This is a genomic window from bacterium, assembly GCA_035419245.1.
In the GTDB taxonomy this organism is placed as follows: Bacteria; Zhuqueibacterota; Zhuqueibacteria; order Residuimicrobiales; family Residuimicrobiaceae; genus JAKPUX01.
The window spans coordinates 90,113-113,991 of record DAOLSP010000001.1 but is presented as its reverse complement, the minus strand read 5'-3'; the positions used below and the strand labels follow the sequence as shown (position 1 = coordinate 113,991).

The following is a 23,879-nucleotide window of genomic DNA, read 5'->3' as shown; positions in this document are numbered from 1 at the left end:
GAAAGGAATTAGGGATAATGATAAGGATTCTCCTGCAAAGATGCAAGTAAAAACGCGGTGCTGTATTTTACAGCGTGGTTGGCGCTGCAAAAAATGTTTGTGATTGACAGCTAATATTGATAAATTAATGCTAATTTTAAAGATGAATTGGCGGGACCTGGGTTCCCGGCCGGGCGCAGAAGTTCTATAAAAGGGCCAAACTGCGTTATCAATCAACCATGTATAAAGGAGAGATATGAAAAGATTCACCGCATTTTTCCTCCTGCTCTTCATGCTGGTACTGTACACCCTTCCGGTCCTGGCCAGTGAGGCGGATCTGGCCATCCCCGATCTGCACAAGGGTGCACCCTATACCAAGCTGGGCGGGATCACCCCCTGGAACCTGCTATTCTATGGCGCTCTGGTGATCACCGGAACTCTCGGCATCAGTCTTTACCTGCGCCACCAGATCAAAGGCCTCCAGGTGCATTCGTCCATGGCGAGAGTAGCCGAGACCATTTTTCAGACCTGCCGCACCTACCTGATCCAGCAGGGCAAATTCCTGATGATGCTCTTCACCTTCATCGCCACGGCCATGCTCTTTTATTTCCTGGTCCTCAAAGGTGAGACGCTGACTACGCTGCTGCTGGTTCTGCTCTTTGCGGTCATCGGCATCGGCGGTTCCTATGCGGTCGCCTGGTACGGCATCCGTATCAATACCTTCGCCAACTCGCGCACCGCCTTCGCCTCACTGCGCGGCAAGCCCTGGGATGTCGTCAATATCCCGCTGCGCGCCGGCATGAGCGTCGGACTTTTCCTGATCTCCCTCGAGCTGGTGATGATGGTGGTCATCCTCCTCTTTGTGCCGCGCAATATTGTCGGATACTGCTTCCTTGGTTTCGCCATCGGCGAATCCCTCGGCGCCTCGGCCCTGCGTATCGCCGGCGGCATCTTCACCAAGATCGCCGATATTGGCTCGGACCTGATGAAGATCGTCTTCAAGGTCAAGGAAGATGACCCGCGCAATCCCGGCGTCATTGCCGACTGCACTGGCGACAATGCCGGCGACAGTGTCGGCCCGACCGCCGACGGTTTCGAGACCTACGGCGTCACCGGCGTCGCCCTGATCTCCTTTATCACCCTGGCGGTGATGAGCCCCAGCATTGAGGTCAAGGAGGCCATCCAGGGTAAACTGATCGTCTGGATCTTCGCCATGCGCTTTTTGATGGATTTCTGTTCGGGACTCTCCTATTTTGTCAATCAAGCGATCTCCACAGCCAAGTACAAAGGCAAGAAAGAGTTCGATTTTGAAGAGCCGCTGATGCGCCTGATCTGGATTGCCGCCAGCCTCTGCATCACCACCTCGTTTGTCATGAGCTACCTGCTGATCGGCGATCTCCAGGTGATCAAGGACGGTATCATGACCCCCATGCCCCATGTCTGGTGGCAGCTGGCCCTGATCATCAGCTGCGGCACCCTGGCCGCCGTGCTGATCCCCGAGTTCACCAAAATCTTCACCAGCTCCAAATCCAAGCATGTCAACGAAATCGTCACCGCCTCCCGCGAAGGAGGCGCCTCGCTGACAATTCTCTCCGGCATCGTCGCTGGCAATTTCAGCGCCTTTTACAAGGGCATGCTGATCACCGGCCTGATGGCCATCGCCACCCTCACCAGCCACTATATCCCGCTGGAGGTGATCAATTATCCCTCGATCTTCGCCTTCGGCCTGGTCGCTTTCGGCTTTCTCTGTATGGGGCCGGTCAACATCGCCGTCGACAGCTACGGCCCGGTGACCGACAACGCCCAGTCGATCTTTGAGCTGGCGCAGACCGAGAGCATCCCCGGCGTTAAGGAAGAGATCAAGAAGGAGTACGGTTTCGAGCCCAATTTTGAAGAGGGCAAGCACTATCTCGAGGCCAATGACTCCGCCGGCAATACCTTCAAGGCGACCGCCAAGCCGGTGCTGATCGGTACTGCGGTGGTGGGCGCAACGACGATGATCTTTTCGATCATCCTGCTGCTGCAGAGCAAGAACATGCTGCACGTGTCGCTGACGGATGCACCGATCCTGCTCGGCTTGATCACCGGCGGCTCGGTGATCTACTGGTTCAGCGGCGCCTCGATGCAGGCGGTCACCACCGGTGCCTACCGTGCGGTGGAGTTCATCAAGCGCAACATGGATCTGAGCAAGTCCGAGGCGGACATCGAGGATTCCAAGACGGTGGTCAAGATCTGCACCCAGTATGCTCAAAAGGGCATGTGGAACATCTTCATTGCTCTGATGTCGCTGACCTTGGCCTTCGCGTTTGTGAATCCCAACTTTTTTGTCGCCTATCTGATCTCCATCGCCTGCTTCGGTCTTTTCCAGGCCATCTATATGGCCAATACCGGCGGCGCCTGGGACAATGCCAAAAAACTGGTCGAGGTCGATCTCGGCGAGAAGAACACGCCGCTGCATGCCGCGACGGTCATCGGCGATACGGTCGGGGACCCCTTCAAAGACACCTCTTCGGTCTCGCTGAATCCGATCATCAAATTCTCGACTCTCTTCGGCCTGTTGGCCACCGAGATCGCCATCGAGATGGCCGCACACGCCAACACCACCGGCGGCACCAATTACGCGCCCTACATCGCCCTGCCGATCTTTATCATCGGCCTGGTCTTCGTCTGGCGCTCGTTCTACAAGATGCGTATTCCGCTCGAAGCCGTCTGACCGTTAGTCCAGGTAGTCCCCAAAAGGGAACGCCCGCAAGGCGTTCCCTTTTTTGTATGTTTGGCCTGTTGGGTTTTACAACGATGTGCGTATAATATTCTCATTACCGCTTGTAATTCAGCCGCCGAATGAGTATACTGCTTTGAACAGGGTCAAACCGTCCAAGCAATCAAATGGACTTTTTCAGGAGATCGCGTGTATGGTAGGAAGATGGATGCTGGTCACGGCCGGATTAGGGTTGTTGTTCGGTTTGAGGTGCGGTACTTCGCCCACTGAAGCCAACAAGGCGATCCCGGACACCGCTCAGTATGTGGTTTTCGCCTGGAACGATCTGGGCATGCACTGCCTCAATCCCCAGTATGATCAGGCGGTGATTCTACCGCCCTATAACACCGTCTGGGCTCAGGTGATCAGACGCGGCAATCCGCCGCAGATCGTCACCACCGGCCTGACCGCGCAGTACCGGATCATCGATAACACGCATTCCTATAGCAAGCGCAGCTTCGGCCAGTTCTGGGACAACGCCAAAAAGCTATTCGGCCTGGATCTACAGCAGGACAAGGGCTTGAACCTCGTCGATCCCGATTTGCACAACGGACTGGCCGGGGAGATGGTGGACCGGAACGATCATTTCGAAGTGGACGGCATCCCGCTGACCCCCGTCGATGATGGCGGCGTCTGGAATCCTTTTCAGGTGGCTGAAATAACGGTCAAGAACGCGGGTGGTACGGTGGTCGCGCAAACCCGCACCACCACGCCCACGTCCGATGAGATCAACTGTGCCAAATGTCATGGTTCTAATGCCTTTGCCGATATTCTGAAGAAGCATGACAGCTTGCATGGTACAACGCTGCAAAACAGCAAGCCGGTCCTGTGTGCTCGCTGCCATACCAGTCCCGCGCTCGGTATGGTTTCGTCCTCCGGCAATTATTTGTCAAAAACCATCCACAAGTCGCATGCCACCCGCGGCGCCGCCTGCTACGACTGCCATCCCGGAGAGAAAACCTCCTGCAACCGCAGCAAGGCGCACACCATGGCGGACGGTAACTGCACCAGTTGTCATGGTGACATGAACAATGTAGCCAACACCATCGCGACCGGCCGGATTCCCTGGGTTAATGAACCCAAATGCGCCACCTGCCATGCCGGCGTGCCGCAGGTGGATACCGGCACCACCCTCTATCGCAATGCCATGGGTCATGGTAATGTCTACTGCGCGAGCTGCCATTCAAGTCCCCATGCCATGGTGCCTTCAACCCAGGCATCGGACAATTACCAGGCCATGCAATACCAGGGCAAGGCCAAGACCATCGGCAGCTGCGGTGTTTGTCATCAGGGGTCCAAGGGAGAATCTGGCGATATCGGCGAGTTCGGCGGGAAACACGGCGGCGCGAATCCGGACCAGAAAACCGCCTGCAACATCTGCCATACTGCGACGCCATCAGAGACGACCAAGTGGCCGCATAAATATCAGTGGAAGAACCGGTAAAATAAAAAAAGGGATGTCTTTTCCAGACATCCCTCTCAGGATTCAGGCAGGGATGCTGCTGCGGAATGAACTCCGAGCAGCATCCTTTTTTATGGGTGCCAGGGCACCGGCATGCGGTTAGCTTCCCGCCTAGAAAGCAAAATCCAAAGCCAGGGCCCCGAGGTTTTCCTTCACCTTGCGCAGCTCCCCCGTCTGCCGGTGCTGGAATTCCGCATGCAGGGAGACATTGACCGCCGACCAGTCGCCGAGGTAGTAGCGCGTCAGCAGGGCGATGGTATTCACCTTGTTTGCGAGGTTGTAATCGGGCGGTTCTACCCAGTTGTAGAGCGCGGAGGCCACCAGACGATTGTTGGCCAGTCCCGCCCAATCCAGCTGCACCAGGCCGCCGCTGTATTTGAAGGCCTGGGTGTGGTCGAGCGCATTGAGCTTTTTATCATCCTGGCCGAGCATGTAGAGCGCCTGGAGATTCAGGGTCTGCCAGTTCAAGCTGGCATCCACGCCGAAGCGGTAAAAAGCCGCATTATCACTCCCAGCCGTCTCGCCTGTTGGTGCGATCAGGCTGTTGGTGATTTTGGCGGGCTGCCAGCCGTAGTAGCCGAACAGTCCGATGCGCTGGCCGGCGCTCTGGCCGTCTCCCTTGCCGAAGGTCTGCGAGAGCGCGCCGTAGAGGTCTTTGGCGGTGTTGTTATCGGGATTGGCGCCCGTCCCGTTGAGCAGGCCGAGACTGTATTTGAGGCCGCTGCGGAAATGGCCGGAAGCCTCCATGCCGATCTGGTTGTCGTCAAAATTGTAGCTCTGGAAGGGCGCAGTGAAGGCGTAAACCTCGTACGGCGTGAAGAGCTGGTACTTGCGTTTCGAGCTGAAAGGGTGGTACCCCGGCTCGAATTTCCCGACGCGGAAGTTTAGGACATCCTGGATGACATTGCTGAAAACCAGGTTGACCGCCTCGAGTGCGCCCATTTGGCCGGGATTGGCGCCATTCTCCGGACCCTGCCAGCTCCCTGCCGGCTCATCGATGCGCGGGGTGTAGATGAGCAGGAAAGAGACGTCCTTGTGCAGCATCCCGGCGGCCAGCAGATCGAAGCCAAAGATATTGAAGCCGCTGGTCGTGCCATCCGGGCCGTCATAGAGGGTCACGCCGGTCATGGCCCGTAGGGCGATGGGTGGCGGGGTTTCAAAGATGTTTTTTTCGCCGCCAACCTGCCCGGGAATTTGATAGCCGTTGTCACGGTAGCGCTGGCCGAAATCGTTCAGCTTGGCGAAAGCGGTATGGCACATGTTGCAGTTAAAGCCATACTTCTTAGCAAAGGCCGGGATGGCGCTCCCTTCGCCGGGGATCAGAAAGAGGCTCGCCAGGAGAATCAGGAACCATTTTATTCGCAGCATAGGGATCTCCTTCTATTTGGGCATTTCAGCAGCAGCCGGGGGCTTGACCGCGGCCACTTCCGGATTCGTGCTGTTCATAGCCCGGGCCATGAAGGCGACCAGGGCTTTCTTTTCATGCTGCGTCAGACCGAGGGGCACCAACAGCGGATCGAGGGTGGCAGAACGGACATCGCCGCCGCGATTGTAGAACTCGACCAGACTTTCAAGGGATTTCTCCGAGCCATCGTGCAGATAGGGCGGCCGGCGGGCGGCATCACGCACGGTCGGCGTTTTAAAGGCCCCTTTGTCCTGTTTATTTTTGGTGATCTCGTAACGGCCGAGGTCCTCCTTGCCTGAGGCGGCCGGTTTAACACCGAGATTGTGAAACCGGCCATCGGTGAAATTCCCGCCCCAATGGCAGGCGGTGCAGTGTCCCTTACCATTAAAGACCGCAAGACCCTCCTTTTCCAAAGGGGTCAGGGCGCTGTCGTCGCCGCGGACATAGCGGTCGAAAGGCGAATCGGTGGTCACAACCGTCCGCTCATAAGCGGCGATGGCCTGGGCGATCTGGTCGAGAGTGATGTGGTCGGTTCCGAAGACCGTCTTGAACTCCTCGACGTAGCCGGGGATATGATCCACGGTGCGAATCATCACCTCATGGGTATTGCCCATCTCAACGGGATTGGCGATGGGACCCTTTGCCTGCTCCTCGAGGCTGGGTGCGCGGCCATCCCAGAACTGGAGGGGAAGATAGGCGGCATTGGAAACGGGGGGCGCACGGCGGCCGCCGCGCTGCCCGTTGATGCCCAGGCTGGTTGGCCCCTCATCCGACCATCCTAGAGCGGGATTGTGGCACGTGGCGCAGCTGATGGTGTTGTCCTGCGACAGCCGGGTGTCAAAATAGAGCTGTTTACCCAACTGGATCTTCAGGGCCGTCTGGGGATTATCGGGCGGCACCACCACCGGCGGCAAGGGGGCAATTTTTTGCGGGCCGAGGACGTGAATGTTGAGGGCGGTGAGAGGCGGAACGACTTGCTCCTGGGCGAGGAGCAGCACGGGAAGGATCAGGAAGATACAGATGACAAGCCACATGCTTCGTGTCATGATTTCCTCCTTTGTTTAAGTACTTAAGTATAAGGTATATTTATTAATAATCAAAATAAATATTAAAATTAATAGGGGTTTGCCGTACCAGTCCATAGACGTTATTGTACTATCTATTCGGTCCGCGACCTTGTGGAGGCGGTTATCTATCCAGGTTCATGTCCTCAAAGGCGGCCGGATCGCTGAAAGGTTCCAGGTGGGTAAAAATATAGATACCAGGAACGGCTTCCCGAATCCTTCGATCCATCTCCTCCAGCAGCTGATGCCCCTGCTGAACGGTCCATAAGGCAGGAACCAGAATATGGACGGAGACGAACTTGCGTGCGCCCGCCTCACGCGTCCAGAGCGCATGATACTGTACCTCCTTATCAGCATAACTATCGAGGATTTGCCTGACCAGCGCCTGTTCGCTCTCCGCTAGTGCGGTGTCCATCAATCCCAGCGCCGAACGGCGCAGCAGCTGGATGCCGGTCCAGATGATATTGGCGGCCACGATCAAGGCGATAATGGGATCCAGACGTACCCAGCCGGTGAGTGCTACAGCGGTGATGGCGGCCAGCACACCCGCGGAGGTCCAGACATCGGTCAAGAGATGACGGGCATCGGCCTCGAGGGTAATGGAGTGGTGTTTTTTCCCGGCGGCCAGGAGGATGCGAGCGACTGCAAAATTGACCGTGGATGCGGCCAGGGAGACCACTAGACCAAGGCCCATTTGCTCCAGCGGCTGCGGTGCGAGGAGACGGGGCACCGCCGTCCAGCCGATCATACCCGCGGCCAGCAGGATCAGGGCCCCCTCCATGCCGCTCGCAAAGTATTCCGCCTTGGAGTGGCCAAAAGCATGCAATTCGTCCGGAGGCCGGGACGCGACGGTCAGCATGGCGAGGGCCATAAAGGCCGCCGCCAGATTGACCAGGGATTCCATGGCATCCGACAACAGACCGACCGATCCTGTCAGCAGGTAGGCGGTCACCTTGAGCGAGATCGTCAGAACGGCCGCGGCAATGGAGAGCCAGGCGTACCGGGTCAAGGATGGATTGGATTTCATTCGTTCTCCAGGATTTTTAACAACGTCGGCAGCACCGCCGGCCGTTCATGAAAACCTGCTGCAGGGTATAAGTCCTGCCATATGCGGCCTGGTATTCGGGCGGCATCTGCACCCCCTTTCTTCCCCGTTATTGCACCTCCTTGAGCGTGCTGCAGAGATCATACCGGCCAGGGGATAGAGGCCGAGCAGGAGGAACAGAATCTTTTTAGCCATGGCAATGACCGTCGTGAGGTGAGAATCAGGAGAAATAGGGCTGGGGTGCAGAGGATGTGGTATTCATAGACATTCGGTTTTTGGCTTTATGACTGAAAAAATAACGATTCGGCCGGCGATATGCAAGGGAAAACTCCTGAATACAGGTGACAATGCGGTATAGGTGCTATTCCACTTGACATTTGCTGTGCAAATGGTTATTATCATGCCATTGACTGACCATTAAAAGGAATCATCTGGTATTTATTTGCAAATCGGAGATGCGAACATGCCAAGAGATAACATGGCCCGGCGGCAGTTTCTCAGAAGTGGATCCCTCGGCCTGCTGCTGGCCGGTCTAGGGGTGCCCGCCGCAAGCTCCAGGGCGGCGGACAAGAAGAAAAAAAAGATCCCCAAGCGCGTCCTGGGGCGCACCGGCCTTAAAATCCCCATCCTCAGCTTTGGGGTGATGAATTCGGACAGCCCGGATCTGATCAAAAGGGCCCTCGACAGTGGTATCACTCATCTCGATACCGCGAACGGCTACCTCCGCGGCAACAGCGAAAAATCGATCGGCGCCGTTCTCAAGGAACGCGGGGGCCGCGACAAAGTGATCATTTCCACCAAAATCTGGCTGGCGCGCGATTTCCAGAAAGGCCTCTTCACCACGGAAAACGGCAGCTGGGCCCCTGGAGCCACGCCCGAGAACTTTGCCCGGCTGCTCGAGGCCAGCCTGGACCGTCTGCAAAGCGACTATGTCGACATCCTCTATATTCACGCCTGCGACAACGCGCAGATGGTGAACTATGAGCCCCTGATGCAGGCCGCACTCGCCGCGCAAAAAGCCGGTAAGGCGCGCTTCATCGGCGTCAGCTGTCATGCCCTGGTGCCGGAGGTGGTGCACGCCGCTGTCGATGCCAAAATCTACGACGTTGCGGAGATCGCGTTTAATGTCTGGCGCGAGGATAAAGAGGAGATCCGGAAAGCCCTGGCTTACGCCAGAGAACACAGACTGGGCATCGTCGCCATGAAAACCCAAGGCGGCAATCCACGGGAGGGTGCCGCAGCCGTCAATCACGCAGCCGCACTCAAATGGGTGCTGCAGCACAAGGAGGTTACCACCGCCATCCCCGGCATGACCACCTTTGATCAGCTGGATCTCAATCTTGCCAGCGTCACTGATCTCGACTTTACCGGGGAAGAAAAAAGTTATCTGCAGCTGGGCGCACTCGAGAGGGGACACCTTTGCCAGGGCTGCCGCTCGTGCGTGTCCGGCTGCCCGCACGGCGTCGAAATCCCCAGTCTGATGCGCGCTGGCATGTACGCCGCCGGTTACGGCAACCTCAGTCAGGCGGAATGGACGCTGGCGGCCCTGCCGGAATCCATCGGCCTGAAGAGGTGCCGGAATTGTTCGGGCTGTACCGCATCCTGCACCCACGGCCTCGATATCGGTAGGCAGGTCGCCGAGTTGAAACATCAATTCCCCTTCATAGCCTGAGCCGGCTGCGCAGGGATGAAGCTACACTTTTTATTAACGGACAGGATCAAGGAACATGGGTCTTTGTAATAACCGGCTGCACTCGGCCGTGATCACGCTGGTTCTCCTCTATGCTGCCGCCGGCGCCCAGGAGAATGCGGACTCGTCTCTCATCAGCCTGCTGCCGAGGGACGGGGATCTGCCCACCTGGCGGCAGACCTCGGCACCGCGCTTCTTCGGGCGCGACAATCTCTTCGAGTACATCGACGGCGCGGCCGATCTTTATCTGCAGTATGGCTTCCGCCGGGTGCTGACCACCGACTATGCCGTCGGCCCGGACTCCAATTCGGTAACGGTCGAGATCTATGGCATGAAGAGCCCCCTGCATGCCTTTGCCATCTATGCCGCCGAACGCTCTCCCGATGAAACGCCGGTCGCCATCGGCGTCGAAGGCTACCAGAGCGCCAATGTGCTCAACTTTTACAATGGATCCTACTACGTCAAGATCACCTCGTATACCCTCGACCAGGAGCTTTGGCCCGCCCTTAAGGAGATGGCGCAGTTTCTGGCCGGCCGGATCGGGACGGGATTTTCACCACCGGCCCTGTTTGCCGTTTTCCCGGTAGAAGATGCCGTGGCGGCATCGGACCGCTATGTACCCGGCGATTTTCTTGGACAGAGTTACTTCACTGAGGGCTACCGCCGGGAATACCGCAGCGGTGAATGCGGCCCCTATCAACTTTTTCTGGTCCCTTGTAAAGAGACCGGTGCGGCCAAGACGGTATTCGATTGCTACACCCGATTCTTGCTGCAGCGGAAGGATTCGCATCGCCCGGAGGTCATCGCTGGCCATCCCGCCCTGCTGGTACAGGGGCAGGACAGGCTGGATCTGGTTTTTTATACGGACGCCTTCGTCTGCGGAGCCCTGGGCGCGCCGTGTGAGAGTGCCATCCGGACGCGGCTGGAAGAAATGGCCGGAAAACTGGGCGGACCATACCGCGAGGCAGGAAAATGACGAGCAGGATCTTGCACCGACGCTTGCAGAATGGATGTGGAATCGCTTGGCTATTTCTGGTGCTGGTGTCCCAGGCGATCAGCCAGACCTGGACCGCCGACAACGGCAACGGCACCTATTCCAATCCCCTCTTTTATGAAGAGTTCTCCGATCCCGACATGATCCGGGTCGGGGATGACTTTTATCTGACCGGCACGACCATGCACACCATGCCGGGGCTCCCCATTCTCCATTCGCGCGACCTGGTGAACTGGGAGCTGCTCGGCTATGCCGCCGAACGCCTCGATCTCGGACCGGATCTGCGCCTGGAAGAGGGGCGCGAGGCCTACGGCCAGGGCATCTGGGCGCCCTGCTTCCGCTACCATGACGGCCGCTTTTATATCTTCGCCAATGTCAATGGCCATGGCACCCAGCTCTATACGGCCACCGATCCCGCCGGTCCCTGGCGCCACCGGACCATGCGCGCGGCACTCCATGATGTCACCGTGCTCTTCGATGATGACGGCAAGGTTTATGCCGTCTGGGGCTATGACGAGCTCCGCATGGTCCAGCTTTCGCCGGACCTGCTCGATACCGTGCCCGGGACAGAGAGGGTGATCGTCGCCCGGGGCAGCGGCGCCGGCGAGGGTAGCCATATCTACAAGATCAAGGGCCAATACTTTATCACCAACACCAACTACGATCCGGTCTGCTACCAGGTCTGCCTAAGCGCTGATGCCCCCTACGGGCCCTATGAAGTCAAGGTGATGAGTGCGGAGGAGAACCTGGGGGTTGGCACTGGCTGGCGGCTGCCGGATACCCGAAATGGGCCCCCCTTCCACTTGATTGCACCCATCGAAAATTATGTCGGCTGCATCCCCATGCACCAGGGGGGCATCATCCAGGTCCAGTCGGGTGAATGGTGGGGCTGGTCCATGCTCGACTATAACTCGGTCGGCCGCGTCACCGCCCTCTCACCAGTTACCTGGAAGGAGGGCTGGCCCTATTTCGGACTGCCCGGCAATCTGACCCGCACCCCGCGTACCTGGATCAAGCCTAACACCGGATTTTCCTCTGTACCCATGGAGCCCTTCGAGCGCAACGACGAATTCAGCGGCCCCGGGCTAAAAAATATCTGGCAGTGGAACCACGTCCCGGTCGAGGGAAAATGGTCTCTCTCTGCGCGAAAGGGCTACCTCCGCCTGCACGCCCTGCCCGCCGAAAATTTCTGGCGCGCCCGCAATACCCTCACCCAGCGCGGTATCGGACCGGAATCCTACGCGGTCGCCGAACTGGATCCCTCCGGCCTCAAGACCGGCGACCTGGCCGGACTGGCGCTGCTCAACCTGCCGTGGGCCTGGATCGGAGTCTGCCGGCTCGAGCAGGGACTGGAGTTGCAATTCTACAACCAGCAGGAACTCAAGCTCTTGCGCGTGCCGCTTACAGCCCGGACTGTCTGGCTGCGGGCCCATTGTAATTTCGACACCGACATCGGCCGCCTTAGTTATAGCCTTGATGGCACCCACTTCGAGGAGATCGGCGGCCAGATCATTATGCCCTATCAGCTCAAGACCTTCCAGGGCGTGCGCTATGCCCTCTTCAGCTATTCAACTAGGCAAATAGAGGGCGGTTATGCTGATTTCAACCGGTTCACTGTAACCGAGCCCCGCTGCAAGGGACTTACCCGCCCCATCCCTTATGATCAGTTGATCATCCTCACCAGCCTGGCTGACAACACGGTTCTGGTGAACTGGCGCAACCATCTCCGCCCGGTTGAGTGGGAGAGCCCTTTCGCAGCAGGGGATGCCGCGCTGTTCCGGGTCCTCGACCGCGGGCAGGGGCGCGTCGCCCTGCAGTCGGCTGCCAATGGCGGCTATGTGACGGTAAAGGGCGAGGCCGGGCTGGCCGAGGTCCGCATCGAGAGCAGCGAGAGGGGCGAGGCTTCGCTTTTTCAGTGGGAGGATATGCTCCGGGACGACCTGATGCTGATGTCGCTCTACAACCATTGCTATCTCTTTGCCGACCCCGGCGCGCGCAGTCTCTGTTCGGCCGATGCCCGCGGCGCCCGTCCCGACCGCAAGGACGGCTCCTGCTTTGGCTGGCAGATTGTCGCGGCAGCAAAATGAGGGAGAAGCGGGCAGGTCTTGCTTCTGCGCTTGCCGCGGAAGGCGGGGAAAAAAGCGCGCCGCATGCATCGGCGGACGACATGATCGCAAGCTTCCAGTCACAAGCCCGCCGCGCACCCCGGGCGCCCGGCGTTTATGTCATGAAAGACGGCGATGGCCGCGTCATCTACGTCGGGAAATCGGTCCATATCCGCCAACGGCTGCTACAGCATGCCGACTCAATACGCTCGGGATTTTCGGACCGCAATTACCGCTGGATCTGGCATGTCCGGTCGCTCTCCTGGTACGAGACAGGCTCGGAATTGTATGCCCTGCTGCTGGAGGACCAGCTGATCAAGCAGCATTGGCCGGTGGGCAATGTGCGGCAGAAAGAGTACCTCGAATATGCCTGGCTGGCTTTTTCCAAGGAATGGATCCCCCGGCTGCAGGTGATCGATGCCCGGCAGCGCGGACAGTATCCCGCCGTTTTCGGCCCTTTCCATGACCGCTACCATGCCCGCGACATGGCCGACCTGGTGCAAGAGCGGTTCCGCCTGCGCACCTGTGCTGCGGTACGGGATGGCGGATGCCTCCAGGGGGAGATCCGCAGATGTCTTGGGCCTTGCCGCACCCCGGAGGCTGCAGCCCGCTACCGGCGCACCATGGACCGTGCGGCGGTTTCGCTCCGTGTTCTGGATCCCTTCTTCCTCCGCTTTATCCATCAGCTGATCAAAAAACACAGCCGGAATCGAGAGTTCGAAAAAGCTGCGCGGTATCATGCCATGCTGCACCGCTACCAGGCCTTGATCCAACGGCAGGGATTTCTCGCAAACTTTCAACGCCATGGCCTGGTGATCCGGGAACATGGGCGCTGGGAGAACAGGTTCTGTTTTCTGCAGGGAAAACTGGTCTGGTGCCATGGAGGAGGCCTGCCAAATCCGGCATTACTGGAGGAGGCGCCAATGGACGAGTGGCAGATCATCGACCGCGCCCACGTCATCTGGCAATGGCTCCACCGCCGCGGCGGTAACAGCGGGGCAGCGATCATCGACGCGCGGTTTTTCCGCGAGGGCATTTTTCCGGTTTGAGAACGTTAATCCATCTGGTCCCGGCGCCAGGGGATGCTCCAGCCGATGTTCATGGTGGGCGGCGCCACCGAGCGCAGCCAGCGGTCGTTCAGGGCGCTGATCAGGGGCGCCGTGCGCGGATCGGCCAGACGGAGGCGGACGATCGCGTTTGCATCCAGCGCCGCGATTTGCCGTATAAGCGCCTCCCGGATCCGGTCGGTTGAGCCGGAGCTTCCCTCCACCAGCAAATCGATCATGGGGCGGGAGTAGAGCGGCACAAACTGGTGGCGGATCTTCCCCTTGCCCTCCACCGTCACTATGAGATAGCCCTTCTCCTCCTTCCGTTCCGCAAAAGAAGTGCGCTCGATGGCGCCCGGGTAATAGACCGGCGCGTTCATCTGGCGGCCGGCGAGGTCCCGTGTCAGCACCTGATGGCGGTGAATATGGCCGCTCAGGACGGCGTGGAATCCCGCTGGGATATCGCTGCCGCGGATCACCTCGTCACCGCCGCGAAAAGTATAATTCTGGACGCCAACCTGTGCCCCCTCCACGGCTTGGTGCATGCACAGCAGACGAATCTCCACATCGCATCTTTTCCAACCGGTCCTCTCCACCTCCTGAGTGAACGCGCCTCCCGGATTATCCCGGACATTAGGAAAGCCCGCCAGAGCGACGCGGCGGCCGCGCAGAGTTAAAACATGAGTTTTCGGCCGGTCAAAGAGGATGATCCGTGGATGGCTTTCGAGGAGCGAGCGAGGGATATTGGAGCGTTCGTGGTTGCCCGGCACGATGAAGACGGGCAGGCCGAGGTCGGCGATGCGCAGCAAAGGCGCGAATGCCGACTCGACCAGGGATGGATGCACCCGGCTGCGGAAGAACATGTCACCACCATGCACCACCAGATCGACCTGGCGATCGAATGCAGGCTGGAGCGCGGTGAGATAGTTGGCATAAAAATCATCACCCCGGCGCCGCCGCTGCACCCTGGGGCGCAGCGGTGCGTCAAGGCCGAGATGGGTGTCGGCCAGGAAGAGGATCCTCACCGCATCGGCGGCCGCTTCCGCTGCGATTGCTCCTTCTACGGAAGTGGAGTCAGTCAGACTCATGAGGGATTCACCGTCCCCGATTACTCATTGGCCGCGGGGTGTGCATCACCAGATCTGTCACCTCCTCGGGAACGGGCGGCTTGCCCTCACCCGGGGGGATATCCCTGAAGCGCATGATAGGACCGTAAAATTCTGTGCCAAAGATGGATTTGTAAAAGGTAAAGGCTTACTCGGTCTGGTTGGCGAAGTTAAGGTAAATGCTGATAGCGGCCATGATAAATACTCTTGATAATCTCGGGGTCAATAGTATTGCGATTATCCTTCCTATGTTCACTTCAACACTGTTTTAGTTTGCTCTATTCAGCGGACCGCAGCAGTAAATCTGTTTTGCATTAAAATGATTAGAGGCAAATACAGGGGTAATGTCCGGCTCATCAACTCATTTCCATTGTACTCACCTGTGGCTTTATATTCTGCCCGCATTCCCATACCTCGTATTCTGAAGAAATCTTTAGTTTTCGTTTGACATGAGCAGATGGGCTGTTTAAATTATACCAACAATAACCTGGGCACTTGCAAGATATTTTTCCTCACTGACTTTCCATTTCGTTTTCACGCCTTCTGGATACCCCTCTTTTCCCACGCTGGACCGGGGCGATTTTCAACCATTCTTCTATTGCAGCCTCATCATTCTTTTGATGCTCCGGCAGCGTGCCGCAGAGCAGTGTTTGCGGCATGCTGCAAAATCAGGAGGGCTGATTAATGAACAGGCGATTTGTCGCACTAACTGCATTGGTTTGCGTCCTCTTGTTGGTTGCTTTTAGCAGGGCCGGCATGGCGCAGGAAGTGGACACTCTGCGCCTTGGCCGCATGGTGGTACCGCTGAAGCAGGAAATCCATTTCATACTGGATCCCGCCAAAGAGAGCTATCAGGGCATTGTCGACATCTCCCTTGCTGTCCACGAGCAAACTCATTATTTCCGCCTGCACGCCAGGGAACTGAAAATAAGCAAGCTTGTCCTGCAAAGCGCGAACCGGAAAATTCCTGTCCGGTGGAGTACAATGGACTTGCTGCGCATCAGCACCGGAAACCCCCTCCTGCCGGGAAACTGCACACTGCACATCGAATTTAGCGGGCGGATGGGCAGCCTCGGAACTGGTATTTTCAAGAGCATCGAAAAGGGCGATACCTACCTGGCTACCCAGTTCGAGCCTGTCTATGCGCGCACGGCCTTCCCCTGCTGGGATGAGCCCGGATTCAAATGCCCATTCCGTCTAACACTGACGATTCCGGCGGATTTGGCTGCTTTCTCCAATACGCAAATTGAAAAGAGCAATAGCACCGGCAAAGAACAAACCCTTGTTTTCAGGGAAACCCCGCCACTGCCGGTCTATCTGGTGGCATTTGCGGTCGGTCCGTTCGACACCATACCCCTCTCCGGCATGTCGGTGCCCGGCTCGGTGGTCGTGCCCAGAGGCCAAGGCCAGCTCGCGGCCGAAGCCGTTCAGATCATACCCTTGATATTTAACGAACTAGAAAGGCGGTTCGGGCCTTATCCTTTTTCCAAACTGGACCTTGTCGCTGTACCAGGCTTCATGATGGCCATGGAGAATGCTGGACTGATCACTTTTTATCCGCCTGTCCTGCTGATGGATCCAAAGGTCTGCACAGTGGAGCAAAAACTGGGGAACTGGATCACCATCGCCCATGAGATCGCCCACATGTGGTTCGGTGACCTGGTTACCATGGCCTGGTGGGACGATACCTGGCTGAATGAAGGTTTCGCAACCTGGATCGGCCTCGATGTCGCCAACACCCTTTTCCCGCAGTATAATCCTTTCAGCTGGCAGATTGGATCCGCTCAGAGAGCCATGTCTACCGATGCCCTGCCTTCGGCAAGCGCTGTGCAACGGACGATCGGAGCAGATGATGATCCCTGGCAGGCATTCGACGAACTTTCCTACCAAAAAGCCGGCGCCGTCCTCGACATGGTCTCTGCGTGGATCGGGGCGGAGGACTTTCGCGGTGGGATTTTGGATTTTCTGGGCAAGAATAAATGGCGCGCGGCAGCGGCCGGCGATCTGTGGTCATCGCTTTCTGCGGCGGCCAGTGAGCCCCTGGACAGCGTCGTCGCTTCTTGCATCGAGCAGCCGGGCGTGCCGCTGATTGAGGTGCAAATCATTCCGGGTCCTCGGTTGCAGCTGGTTCAATCGCGCTTTATGAATAGCGGATTTCGAGCTCCGTCGCAGAGATGGAAAATTCCGGTTGTCTTTAAATACACGGACGGTGTAAAGACCTAGCAGCAGAGCTGTCTCATGCGCGATGAAGGCATGATCCTTCCGCTTGAATGCATGATCATGCCGCAATGGCTGCAGATGAACGCCGGCGAGCATGGATATTACCGCTGGGATATTCCGGACAGCATGCTGTTGGAGATGGCGGAAAATTCCCAGAGGTGTATGAATACGCGCGAGCGCCTCGGCTTTCTTCATAATGCCGGTGCCTTGTTGTATGGAGGGCGCCTCCATGGCGATACCTATCTTGAGATCATGCGCACATTCTCCACCGATCCTGACCCTGAGGTGCTGCAGCGCGCCGGCAGCCCGATCGGGGCCATTCATGATTTGTTCCTGACACCGCAAAATGCAGAACACTTCACCGCATACGTTCGCACGACCTGTCATTCGATCCTCGACCGGATCGGCCGGCAGAGGCGGCCGGATGAGAACTACAGTGTCCCCGCATTGCGCTCCATGATGATTGCCCTGCTGGCTGAAGAAGGCGAGGACTCCGGCATACAGTACTTTGCTGATTCTCTGTGCACTGCCTATTTGACGGATCCCGAAGCGGTGGATCCTGAATTGGCCGATGTTGTATTACGGGCCTCAGCAAAGCACGGAGATCGCGAATTGTATAAAACCTATCTCCAGCGTTTCGAATCGGCCACAACCCGTGATGAAAGGAGCCGTTTTGCCTTATTGTTGGGTGCTTTTCCTCAGCAGGAGAACCTCGATCAGACCCTGGGCTACTTGCTGGCCCAGCCTCTGAATCAGGACGATTTTCTGTATATTCTTGCCGGTACTGTTGACCGCGAGCACAAAGCTTACGTGCTCGATTGGCTTTTTAACCATTACTCCGCTGTGACCGCAAAGGTCGATCCACGGATGGTATCCTATTTTGTTCCTGAGCTCGTCCGGATTCCAGCCGATTCGCTTTTAGCCAAAGCCCGGACATTTTTTTCTGACCCCTCACGCAAACAGCAGCTGCTCGATATCAAATTGGCTAAGACGGCGGACCAGATCGCCACCATGTTGAGAATCCGTGAGCAGGAAGGTCCGGCGGTGGACAGGTTTTTACAATCAAAGTTTTAAAGAGTTTTTAAAAATGCTCTGCTGGAAGTGTTTCATCCAGTATCTCGGGCTGACCTATCACCCCGATGGCCGCAATACATCCGAGATCTATCCCCTGAAGCTGGATCCAAAGCGTGCCTGGTTTTTGATGTCGGCGCTGCAGCGAACCTGGACTATCGCCTGGGCCGTCATGACTTTTCCCTTTCACCACGGCACTCTGCAAGACGTGCGCCTTTGTCACAGCGGGGCGTCCGTATCTCGGAACGAGATCAGTTATTCATGAGCGGATCGGGACGCACAATTTTTTCCAAATAGAATTGCTTGAAGGCCTGGTAAATCTCATCGCGAATCGTCCTGAATGCCGTCAGTTGCTGCTCTTCACTACCGGTGACCGCCGCGGGATCGGCAAACCCGAGATGAACCTGTTCCTTGACCTCCCCCAGAAAGACCGGGCAGTTTTCCCGGGCGTTATCGCAGACGGTGATCACGTAATGGAAAGGCAGGTGGGTGAAGAGGAGAACCGGTTTGGGGCGGGCTGTGGAGATGTCGATATGTTTTTCGGCCATCACCCGGACGGCCAGAGGGTGGACCGCCGCAGCCGGATCGGTGCCTGCAGAATAGACCTCCATGGCGGGATTGAAATGTTTTAAAAAAGCCTCAGCCATCTGGCTGCGACAAGAGTTGCCGGTGCAAAGAATCAGGATGCGCATGTCGGGATACTCTCCTTTAAATTATTGTGCCGAAATTCGAACGTTCTTCGCAGCCATCCGCATTCAGTGCAATGGTGTTCCATAACCTCAAGCTGTTCCCGGTTTTGCTGTACCTCACCAGTATGAAGGTCAGGCCTAATTCAAGTTATACGTCCACAAATTCCAGCTGCTCCCGGTCCTGCACTCTCATGGCCAAAGCCGCGTTTCGGGTATACCATGTCATTTCGATATTTATCGAAATATACGAAACGCAATACTAGCAGGCAACGTTTTTTTGGGGGGAAGATAGCAGTTTACTTTTTCTTCCGCGTGCCGGTATCTTCACTTCGCACAGCCAGATAGAGTGCAGCTAAAAGAAAGAGACCCAGCCCCAGCAATGTCGGCTTGAGCGCGGCTCTGATCGAGCCCTTTTTAAGAGCTTAGAGGCAGCAGGACACTATGAAAAACAGGACCACGACAAGGATGTTTTTCTTACCCAGCTTCCTGATGGCGTTTTGCAGTAAATTCATCGGAACCCCCATTTGAAGTGGTGGTTTGAGGTGGTCGCCCATTCGGGGCAGGCTGATGGCGCGTCGGCCGCCCTTCCGGCTGGGCGCCAAAGCCGGTGACCCGGCTAAAAGCATGGATGTCCCTAGCCGTCCTATTCACTTGACCAGTAAAAGCTTCCGTGTTTGCACCTGCCTGTCCGCTTCCAGACGGCAAAAATAGACACCGCCAGCCCAGCCGCTGCCATCACAGCGGACTGCATGCCGCCCCGCAGTCAGATTGCCTGAAACCAGCACGGCGACCTCGCGGCCGAGAAGATCGCAGATTTTCAGGGTGACGAAACTGGAGCGGGCCAACTCGAAAGCGATCGTCGTTTCAGGATTGAAGGGATTGGGATAATTCGGCAGCAGCAGCAGTTTCGCTGGCTGCCCTGGCGTCTGCGCCTCCACGCCCGTGTTCCGTGCCGAGAAGGTGGCGGTCATTTTAGTGGAGCTGCCGACCAGCAGCGTAACCGCCGAATCGGTGGAGGTGACTGTGCCGCTCCAGCCGTCAAACTTGAAGCCGGGATCGGGGAGGGCGGTCAGATTGACGGGGTTTTTGCGGAAATAGAGTCCACTCCAGGGCTGCGCGATCGGCGTCAGGGTGAGGGAGTTGAGTTGGATCCGGCCGCCCGGGGTGGAACTGACCGTGATCCGGCCGTCGATGCCGCAGCTGAAATAATCGCGAACGAAGCCGCGCAGATAGCCCGGCCGTTCCTGGGCAAAAGTGGTCATGCGCTTGAGATGGTCGCTGGCGGTCTTTTCGCTGAGATTCCAGCGCTTGCGGTGGCGGACGGCCTCGTTGGCGATATGGCTGGCCATCCGGTTGATGGTATCCACGACCCGGGTGCTCTCGAAATTGGTATTGAGCAGATCGGCGATGAGATTGATGAACTGCTCGCGGATCCGCGGATGCTTGAGGAGCATACGCGGCACCAGGGTCGACCAGGGTGGATTGGAACCCGGCCTGGTCTCGATGCCCGAGAGCAGGTAGGTCAGGTGATTCTCCGACTGGCCGGTGGTTTCGTAGAGATTAAAGCCGAAATCGAGGTCAAAAAGGATCCAGCGCCATCTCCCGGCCGCGCTATGCACGCGCCAGTATTTCAGGTTGTTGGCGGGCCAGTCCTGGCTGTTGTAATAGACCTCGGCGGCGTAGTAGAGCAGACATTCGTCGAGATCGATCGTGCGGTTGACATAAGCGTAGGCGCTGTCGCTGGTCATATCCTGCGTGGAAATATAGTTGACGAATTGCTGGTAGTGGGACGCGTCGCCATGGATAACCTTCATGTTGCCTTCGAGCATATCGATGTTGTCGGGATCGACGCCATGGCGGTTGGCGACATAATGCTCGCTGATCTTTTCGCGGATGTTGTAGATACCCCAGTACTCGCCGTTGATAAAGGCAGCGGCCGGACGATACTCGAGGTAGTCGATGTCCAGATCCTTCACCAGGGTCTGCATCATGGCGTCGCGGATATGGGTGTAATAAAAATCGTTGCCCGAGTTTCTCAGGATAAAGGACTTGAAGTTGGTCAGCCAAAAACCCGGGAAGAGGGGATAGTCGATTCCGGAAACCCCATAGTCATTTTTGAATTTCACCGAGATCGATTTCTGGGGAAAGGAGCGGGTATAGGCGCCGTAGATGGCGATACCGCAGTTCTCGGAAAATGCGGGCTTTTTGTCGTCCTCAAAGAACTCAACATGCGCCGGCCGCTCCCAGTCCATCCAGAAATTGGCCCCATAGTTGGGGGCGGTGGCGGTCCATCCGGGGCCGTTGGCATAAATTCCATAATTATAGTCGAAAAGATTGAAGGGATCGCTCGAGAGGGAGATGACCGGCAGGTCGGTGGTCTCGTTGATGAAATAGGTGTGAACAGCGGTGACCGAAGGCTGGTGCCCGGTTTCGATGCTTACCGCCTTGAGGACTGAGGTTTTGGCGATGGCGACTGGCCCGGTGCAGAAGGCCGACGAGGAGTCCGGATCGCTGCCATCGAGAGTATAAAAGATCTTGCCGCCACCTGAGCTCAGGATGACAGTCACCGCCGCGGCATAGAATCCCGCCGCCGGGGCGACGGTGACCGGGCCGGAAAGGGGGAGAATGATGCGGCCGGTGTTGGGCCCCCCTGGCGAGGCCGTCTGAAAGGCCCAGGCCGTCGCGCCGTCGCTGATCCGGCCCCAGGCGATGTCGGCGCTCATCGCCGGCGCATCAACCCGGTCCACCACGGCACCGGCGGGGCTGGTCAGCACGATGCTCTCCCCTGAGGCGCTGATCTTGAAGTTGGTATGCCAGTAGCTCCCCTTTTTATTCTTGTCGGAGGCAAAGACGAGGAGGAAGCGCCCAGGTGCCAGTTCGGCAGCGCCGAACTGCCATTTGCGCACCGCCGAATCATCGCTGAGGCCATAGCCCTGAAGTTGTACCGGTGATGTGCCGCCGTTATAGAGTTCGATGTAATCCGAGGCGTTGCCATCCTCGTCGTCGATGGTGTTCTGGTTGGAGGCCATGATTTCGTTGATCACCAGGCCCTGGGACAACCCGAGGGCAGGCCACGAGATCAACAGCAACATCAACGCGAATCGGTACATCATCTATTCTCCCGCACTGGGCGTCCGGATGCTGGAACGGGCCATGCTTATTGACCATGATCTGGTCTTCAAAATACATAGAGTTTTATCTTTATGCAACCATTTTGACCGATGGCAGGCCAATGGCTACCAGCACCAGATCTGTGCGGGATCATGTAAGTCCGGGTGCTGATCCGGATCTCTCCCCGTAGGCCGATGCGGGCTCTTTTCGCTTGATATTGGCCGGGTGAATGAGTATACTGTTAACAAGCGTGAGACGGCGGTGGTATCGGTTCGTTTTGGCTTGAACACCAGAAAAGGGGATAACCTTTTACAGCGGTGCAAATCAGGAGGTGCAGTATGGTAAAAATGATCTCGGTCTGCGGGCTGGATTGTTTTGGCTGCGAATGCCGTGAGGCTACACTTTCAGGGGACATGGAGAAGAAGGCGGATATCGCGGTGCGCTGGTCCAAAAATTATAACGCTACATTGACCGCTGCCGACATTCACTGCGTCGGCTGTACCGAGGCCGGCGAGCACTTTGGCTGGTGCGAGCAGTGCCCGATCCGCACCTGCGCGATTTCCAGGAGCTACAAGACCTGTGCCGAGTGTGCCGAGTTTCCCTGCGACAAGAGCCAGTTCATCCTCAGCGCGGTGCCCGACGCCAAGGCCAATATCGAATCCCTGCGCGCCATTTGAGGCGGGTAGGGACGAGTCAAGGGTAGCGGCGATGCTGTGTCAATAGAAAGTGCCGGAACCAAGATCGAGGTTTTCATAAAAGGAAAAGGTGCCGACGCCGTCGAGGTTCTCTTCCACGCGATCTTTTCATCGCCGTTGGAGGCCGAAAGCAGATCCACATCACCGTCGCTGTCAAGGCCCGTTGGATAAAGGGATTCCGGCATATCGGTTTGTCCTTGATCGATGACCTGCCTTTCACTAAACAGGATTCGGGCAAGGAGAAAAGCGGGGCCCAACAGGAATATAAATAAATGCGATGTTATCTTCGTAATAGGGGCCCTTCAATTTGTATCTTCTCCTGAATCATTCTACACCCGCACCGGCCGGCGGCGTGGCCGAACGATGGCCGTAGAAAAAGCCTTCTGTATCTATCCAAAGATAAACGCACTCTGCTTTGAGTCGGCTGATGGCTTTCACCTTAAAGCCATATGATATTCAGTAAAGAATAATAAAAAATGGAGTCCGTACAAGGGGAAATCAAGCGTTCTCAGCATACGATGTGCCACTAACAATAGGCTGCCGGGAAGATGAAAATACTATATTCATGCCTTATATAGCTTCATCCTTGACGTTAGGCTGCGAATAAGGAATGGGGCACTGACTAGCCTAAAAAGAGGCCTATGGGCAATCCAATCCGCTGCCTCTCTTTCGCGCGGGTATTCCTGAGTAACTTCTGCTTACTTGTCATCAGGAATAAATTACTATCCTTTTCCATAAACATCAAGCAGCTGCAATCGTGTTGCCTCCAGACGGCGCTCCATGATTTGGGCGAACCGCTTGAGCATCTCGTATCCCAGGGAATGATTTTTTTCGCATTCCGCACGGATATAGCGGCCGTCCAGGGCGATGACCTCGGTATCCAGCTGGGCCCGGGCATCAAAATGCCAGAAATAGGGCGGCAGCAGCCAGGACCAGCCGAGGATGTCACCCTCTTCTACGGTTTGGAGAATGATGGGGGGATCGCCCTGCAGCGGGATCTCGATGCCCACCCGCCCTTTGCAAACCAGGAAAAAATCGTTGGCTTCCTCACCGTCCCGGAAAAGGTAGCTGTTGGCCGCATATCGGCGATTGCTCGAACAGCCGGTGAGCAGTGTGATGAATTTCGGATCGAGGTCCTTGAAAAAGGTATGCGCGCTTAGGATGGCTTCCAACGTTTCCATACTATCACTCCCTTCTGATAGGTAACTGCGAACCCATCGATGATAATATAAAGAAAAAGCAGTAAACCGGACGTAGGGATGGTCAGTATGGGGCGGGGGCGCAGGGTATACTTAAATATAATCGGCAGTGAATAAAAAGCAAGCAATAACTGCTCCAACACACGGTTCCGCGAAGTAAAACCGCCTATCGAGTTGCGCATCGGCCAGGAATTCCCCAGCGAAAATCAGCCGGGATAAGCGGAGGCAATACCGTCGGTG

At 57.0% G+C, this 23,879-nt stretch carries 17 protein-coding genes; 10 read left to right on the top strand and 7 right to left on the bottom strand.

Annotated features, from left to right (window positions below; translation table 11 throughout):
* Positions 1-235 precede the first annotated feature (235 nt).
* Both PLH32_00485 and PLH32_00480 read left to right on the top strand, forming a co-directional pair.
* A complete protein-coding gene (locus tag PLH32_00485; protein HQJ63063.1) occupies positions 236-2,692 on the top strand; it encodes a sodium-translocating pyrophosphatase in 2,457 nt (818 codons plus the stop codon).
* A 199-nt stretch (positions 2,693-2,891) separates the two neighbouring features.
* On the top strand, positions 2,892-4,181 hold the full coding sequence (locus PLH32_00480; protein HQJ63062.1) for a cytochrome c3 family protein: 1,290 nt from the start codon (positions 2,892-2,894) through the stop codon (positions 4,179-4,181).
* Positions 4,182-4,310: 129 nt separating this feature from the next.
* Here PLH32_00480 and PLH32_00475 read toward each other — a convergent pair whose 3' ends face one another.
* From PLH32_00475 to PLH32_00465, 3 genes are all read right to left on the bottom strand, one after another.
* A complete protein-coding gene (locus PLH32_00475; protein HQJ63061.1) occupies positions 4,311-5,567 on the bottom strand; it encodes a hypothetical protein in 1,257 nt (418 codons plus the stop codon).
* Positions 5,568-5,579: 12 nt separating this feature from the next.
* Positions 5,580-6,650 (bottom strand): cytochrome c peroxidase, encoded by a 1,071-nt coding sequence (locus PLH32_00470; GenBank protein HQJ63060.1) that lies wholly within the window; start codon positions 6,648-6,650, stop codon positions 5,580-5,582.
* Positions 6,651-6,792: 142 nt separating this feature from the next.
* On the bottom strand, positions 6,793-7,695 hold the full coding sequence (locus PLH32_00465) for a cation diffusion facilitator family transporter (protein HQJ63059.1): 903 nt from the start codon (positions 7,693-7,695) through the stop codon (positions 6,793-6,795).
* 481 nt (positions 7,696-8,176) lie between these two features.
* On the opposite strand from PLH32_00465, the gene PLH32_00460 reads away from it, so the two are divergent.
* The 4 genes from PLH32_00460 (at position 8,177) to PLH32_00445 (ending at position 13,551) form a co-directional block, all read left to right on the top strand.
* A complete protein-coding gene (locus PLH32_00460; GenBank protein HQJ63058.1) occupies positions 8,177-9,385 on the top strand; it encodes an aldo/keto reductase in 1,209 nt (402 codons plus the stop codon).
* A 55-nt stretch (positions 9,386-9,440) separates the two neighbouring features.
* The gene (locus tag PLH32_00455; protein ID HQJ63057.1) at positions 9,441-10,379 is read left to right on the top strand and encodes a hypothetical protein; all 939 of its coding nucleotides are present in this window, start codon (positions 9,441-9,443) and stop codon (positions 10,377-10,379) included.
* Entirely contained in the window at positions 10,376-12,484 is a 2,109-nt protein-coding gene (locus PLH32_00450) for a glycoside hydrolase 43 family protein (GenBank protein HQJ63056.1), read from the top strand. Before PLH32_00455 ends, PLH32_00450 begins: the two co-directional genes overlap by 4 nt.
* Before the next feature lie 80 nt (positions 12,485-12,564).
* Positions 12,565-13,551, top strand: a complete 987-nt coding sequence (locus PLH32_00445) for a GIY-YIG nuclease family protein (protein HQJ63055.1) — start codon at positions 12,565-12,567, stop codon at positions 13,549-13,551.
* Positions 13,552-13,556: 5 nt separating this feature from the next.
* On the opposite strand, the gene PLH32_00440 is transcribed toward PLH32_00445, so the two are convergent.
* A complete protein-coding gene (locus tag PLH32_00440; protein ID HQJ63054.1) occupies positions 13,557-14,636 on the bottom strand; it encodes a metallophosphoesterase in 1,080 nt (359 codons plus the stop codon).
* A gap of 702 nt (positions 14,637-15,338) precedes the next feature.
* Here PLH32_00440 and PLH32_00435 point away from each other — a divergent pair.
* Genes PLH32_00435 through PLH32_00425 form a run of 3 tightly spaced genes read left to right on the top strand, consistent with a single transcriptional unit; the run spans position 15,339 to position 18,210 of the window.
* On the top strand, positions 15,339-16,877 hold the full coding sequence (locus tag PLH32_00435) for a M1 family metallopeptidase (GenBank protein HQJ63053.1): 1,539 nt from the start codon (positions 15,339-15,341) through the stop codon (positions 16,875-16,877).
* Positions 16,878-16,892: 15 nt separating this feature from the next.
* Positions 16,893-17,948 carry an ERAP1-like C-terminal domain-containing protein gene (locus tag PLH32_00430; GenBank protein ID HQJ63052.1) on the top strand — a complete coding sequence of 352 codons (1,056 nt, stop codon included), beginning with the start codon at positions 16,893-16,895 and terminating at the stop codon, positions 17,946-17,948.
* 13 nt (positions 17,949-17,961) lie between these two features.
* A complete protein-coding gene (locus PLH32_00425; GenBank protein ID HQJ63051.1) occupies positions 17,962-18,210 on the top strand; it encodes a hypothetical protein in 249 nt (82 codons plus the stop codon).
* On the opposite strand, the gene PLH32_00420 is transcribed toward PLH32_00425, so the two are convergent.
* Positions 18,197-18,637 carry an arsenate reductase ArsC gene (locus PLH32_00420; protein HQJ63050.1) on the bottom strand — a complete coding sequence of 147 codons (441 nt, stop codon included), beginning with the start codon at positions 18,635-18,637 and terminating at the stop codon, positions 18,197-18,199. The two genes, PLH32_00425 and PLH32_00420, sit on opposite strands and share 14 nt — an antisense overlap.
* Before the next feature lie 644 nt (positions 18,638-19,281).
* A complete protein-coding gene (locus PLH32_00415) occupies positions 19,282-21,747 on the bottom strand; it encodes a CotH kinase family protein (protein ID HQJ63049.1) in 2,466 nt (821 codons plus the stop codon).
* Between the two features lie 336 nt (positions 21,748-22,083).
* Between PLH32_00415 and PLH32_00410 the strand changes: the two genes are divergently transcribed.
* A complete protein-coding gene (locus PLH32_00410; GenBank protein HQJ63048.1) occupies positions 22,084-22,422 on the top strand; it encodes a DUF3795 domain-containing protein in 339 nt (112 codons plus the stop codon).
* A gap of 740 nt (positions 22,423-23,162) precedes the next feature.
* On the opposite strand, the gene PLH32_00405 is transcribed toward PLH32_00410, so the two are convergent.
* The gene (locus PLH32_00405; GenBank protein HQJ63047.1) at positions 23,163-23,621 is read right to left on the bottom strand and encodes a cyclic nucleotide-binding domain-containing protein; all 459 of its coding nucleotides are present in this window, start codon (positions 23,619-23,621) and stop codon (positions 23,163-23,165) included.
* Between the last annotated feature and the right edge of the window lie 258 nt (positions 23,622-23,879).